The following is a 2,910-nucleotide window of genomic DNA, read 5'->3' on the forward strand; positions in this document are numbered from 1 at the left end:
ATCATAGTCGATTGCAGTGATGGAAAGCGAAGTGACGGGAAACTGTCACGCTTCGTTTGGGGAGAGGGATGGAAGAAACACGCAAGTCGAAAGACCTGAAGGTGCGCTCTGTCCCTACTCTATTTAGTCCACTACTAGCAAACATCGCTCTCAACGATATCGAAGAATGCCACACTTACTCAATAAGGGCTGGACATCAAGTATTACCATCAATTCGTTACGCGGATGATATGGTCATCATACTTCGACCCCAAGACGATGCCAAGGAAATACTTGACAGCGATTTTCAAATGAATAGACCACAATGATTGAACCATCCAACAGCGTCATCAGATGAAATTTGCTGATTAATAATTTTGGTTAAAGCTTGGTTGATAGCTGTGGCTGTTCTGGCTTTAGCAGTGCGTAGGCACTGTTGTAGTTTTGACCAGCATAATTCGAGCTTGAGACAAATCTGGGGAATAAGGAGGTAAAAAAACAACCTTTGCGCCTACCGAAGCGATAATTTCTTGAATCCGATGCGCTTTATGAACAGGAAGATTATCCATAATAACAAAGGCTCCCATCCATAGTTGAGGGGTCAGAATTTCCTGTACATAGGTGATAAAAACTTCTGTATTAACGCTTCCGGAAAGGCTGATAGTGGCAATCAGCCCATCAAGACTTAATGCTCCAATTAAAGATATATTAGAGCCAAGGGTTGCGAGGACAACAATCGTACAATCGTTCTCCACTTTTGGCTCGTCCATCAAAGTCGAGTCATGCCTAAATTAATCCCCGACTCATCGACAAAAACAAAGTTGTTTGGATCGATACTTAACACCCAATCCCGATCGTCGAATCCCATCTGTTCCACTTTGGGGCTTTTCTGCTCACTGGCATAGAGAGTTTTTTTTAGTAGTTAATCTTAACTGTTGCCATCTGCGGTGCATTGTGGAATTACTGACTCTAATTAAGAGTTTTTGCTGCCAGCGTTCGCATAACTCTCGCAGTAGAGCATCTGGCTGTTCTTCAACCAGTTGTTTGATTTGTGCTAAATCGGATACTGTGATTTTGGCTCTTGCTCCTCCTCCATGAGATTTAGGTTTGACTAATCCTGTATCTCGATAACGACTAATCAATCTTTTGACGAAAGACAAGCTGACGCAGCAAAACGTTTTGCCAATTTTCTTTGTGAACCCTCTTTGGCTTCATAGGCATTGATGATTCTTTGGCGTAAGTCAATTGAGTAAGCAGCAGGCATCAATCTGTTTATTTCTACTACTCTTTTAGTTTATCTAATTTTGGTTTCTACTCAAGTGAAAACTGCTGTGAAAGGATTAACCAGTTTCTAGCCACTAGAGGAAGGAAGGCAAGTGAGAAGAAGACAAAGATAACCGCTACGACCGATAGTTTTGACTTCCTTGGCTGGCACTTCAAAGTGCTGAGCAACGGAAAATTTAAAAGCACTCCTTCAGTGGATAACTTTAAAAAATTTCGCCAGAAGGTAAAAACAATCGTCAACTGCTCGAATTATGGCGCGAAGGTCAAGGCAGAAAAATTAGCCCCCATCGTTAGAGGCTGGAGAAATTACCACAGATTCTGCATGAGGAATGGCGCAAAATTCTCGCTATACCACATCGAAAGCAGAACCTTTAAGGTATTTAACAAGGAAGCGAAACAAAATCAGCATTCCAGTAAAAAACTACTGGATAAGGGATTCCCATCGGTTCCATACTCCGAAAACAGGTTTATTTATCAACGTCACAGGGAATAAATCACCCTACGACGGAGATGTAGCCTACTGGAGCGAACGCAACAGTAAGCTGTACGATGACCACACCTCTAGAGCCTTAAAACGGCAAAACCATACGTGCGGACACTGTGGCTTAAAATGTATCAGTGATGAACGGGTACATTTACACCACAGAGACGGAAATCATAGCAACTGGAAAAACAACAATCTAGTCGCCATACATGAATTCTGTCACGATTATATCCACATGGGCAAAAGGGAACAACAACCCTAAGAATATCTGGGAGCCGGATGAGGCGAAAGTTTCACGTCCGGATCTGTAGGAGAGGTGCGGGGTTTAATAACCCCCATCGACTCTAACCAACGTAGCCAGAGCCGGAAGCAAAGGTTTTCGAGCCTTCTAGCCGATACCGTCCGTCGCTGAGGGGAATAATTTTTACTCCGTCCTCTGCTTCAGCATTCCAAACCCCAAATATTTTATGGTGCAGTTGTGCATCCTCGGCTAATTGCTCAATTTGTTCTCTCGTCCCAAAGCTTTGCATCAGTTGCAGCGCATTAACGTGTCCTTCATAGATCCGCCCCACCGCTAAATTACCGCGCCCAATTTGTTTGAGCAACATCAGCGTTTCGTAAGTATTACTTGCGTCTATTCCTGCACCCCATCCACCTAAATGCGCTTGGAGTGGAGTCGATAGCAAGCCAGCGTTGGCAATTATAGCGGTTCGCACTTGAGTGCAGTACACCTTAAGCATGACCTCACAGTAATTAAATCCTAAAGCTGTACTTTATCGGAATGAGAACTGCTGTAATTCAAATTCCTGTTGGGGGAATGCACCATGGCGATCAATGGCGGCGGCATTATTCGTACAATAAGCCGCAATTTCTTTTGCTTTAGCTAAGTGGGTGATAGCTGTACCGGAGCTAACGCCTGACTTCGCGCTATATAATTGAGTGTTGATAGTTCCCCTTCGGAAACAACCTTAATACTACCGATCAAAATAATGACTCATACTAAGTTGCGCTCCGACATAGCAGCAGGGTTCCTGGGTAGGGCAACCGCATAAAAAATATAGCGTAGGCTAGGGTAAAGTAAAGCAAGTAGAAACAGAGTTAATGAGTCAGACAATTGATGCAAGCATACTGACCCATTTTGCCAGCCGAGAAGAAATACGTGA

At 43.6% G+C, this 2,910-nt stretch carries 4 protein-coding genes and 1 pseudogene; 2 read left to right on the plus strand and 3 right to left on the minus strand.

All coding sequences use genetic code 11. The features are described 5' to 3' along the window. Positions 1 to 68: 68 nt before the first annotated feature. Positions 69 to 308, plus strand: coding sequence for a hypothetical protein (locus tag AC2VE5_RS25385; protein WP_486890365.1), 240 nt, complete (start codon positions 69 to 71; stop codon positions 306 to 308). An 87-nt stretch (positions 309 to 395) separates the two neighbouring features. Here the strand turns inward: AC2VE5_RS25385 and AC2VE5_RS25390 are convergent, their stop codons facing one another. Beyond that, positions 396 to 749, minus strand: a complete 354-nt coding sequence (locus tag AC2VE5_RS25390) for a transposase (protein ID WP_486890362.1) — start codon at positions 747 to 749, stop codon at positions 396 to 398. A 123-nt stretch (positions 750 to 872) separates the two neighbouring features. After that, positions 873 to 1,139, minus strand: a complete 267-nt coding sequence (locus tag AC2VE5_RS25395) for a helix-turn-helix domain-containing protein (protein ID WP_486890363.1) — start codon at positions 1,137 to 1,139, stop codon at positions 873 to 875. A gap of 176 nt (positions 1,140 to 1,315) precedes the next feature. On the opposite strand from AC2VE5_RS25395, the pseudogene AC2VE5_RS25400 reads away from it, so the two are divergent. Beyond that, positions 1,316 to 2,009: pseudogene (locus AC2VE5_RS25400) on the plus strand (HNH endonuclease); the annotation flags it as partial. An 82-nt stretch (positions 2,010 to 2,091) separates the two neighbouring features. Here the strand turns inward: AC2VE5_RS25400 and AC2VE5_RS25405 are convergent. Then, the gene (locus AC2VE5_RS25405; protein ID WP_486890364.1) at positions 2,092 to 2,487 is read right to left on the minus strand and encodes a hypothetical protein; all 396 of its coding nucleotides are present in this window, start codon (positions 2,485 to 2,487) and stop codon (positions 2,092 to 2,094) included. Positions 2,488 to 2,910 lie beyond the last annotated feature (423 nt).

This window comes from Aliterella sp. E5.1 (assembly GCF_057473825.1).

Coding starts and splice junctions, on each gene's coding strand:
- AC2VE5_RS25405 (WP_486890364.1), bottom strand. CDS start 2,487: ATGCTTAAGGTGTACTGCACTCAAGTGCGAACCGCTATAATTGCCAAC.
- AC2VE5_RS25390 (WP_486890362.1), bottom strand. CDS start 749: ATGGACGAGCCAAAAGTGGAGAACGATTGTACGATTGTTGTCCTCGCA.
- AC2VE5_RS25385 (WP_486890365.1), top strand. CDS start 69: ATGGAAGAAACACGCAAGTCGAAAGACCTGAAGGTGCGCTCTGTCCCT.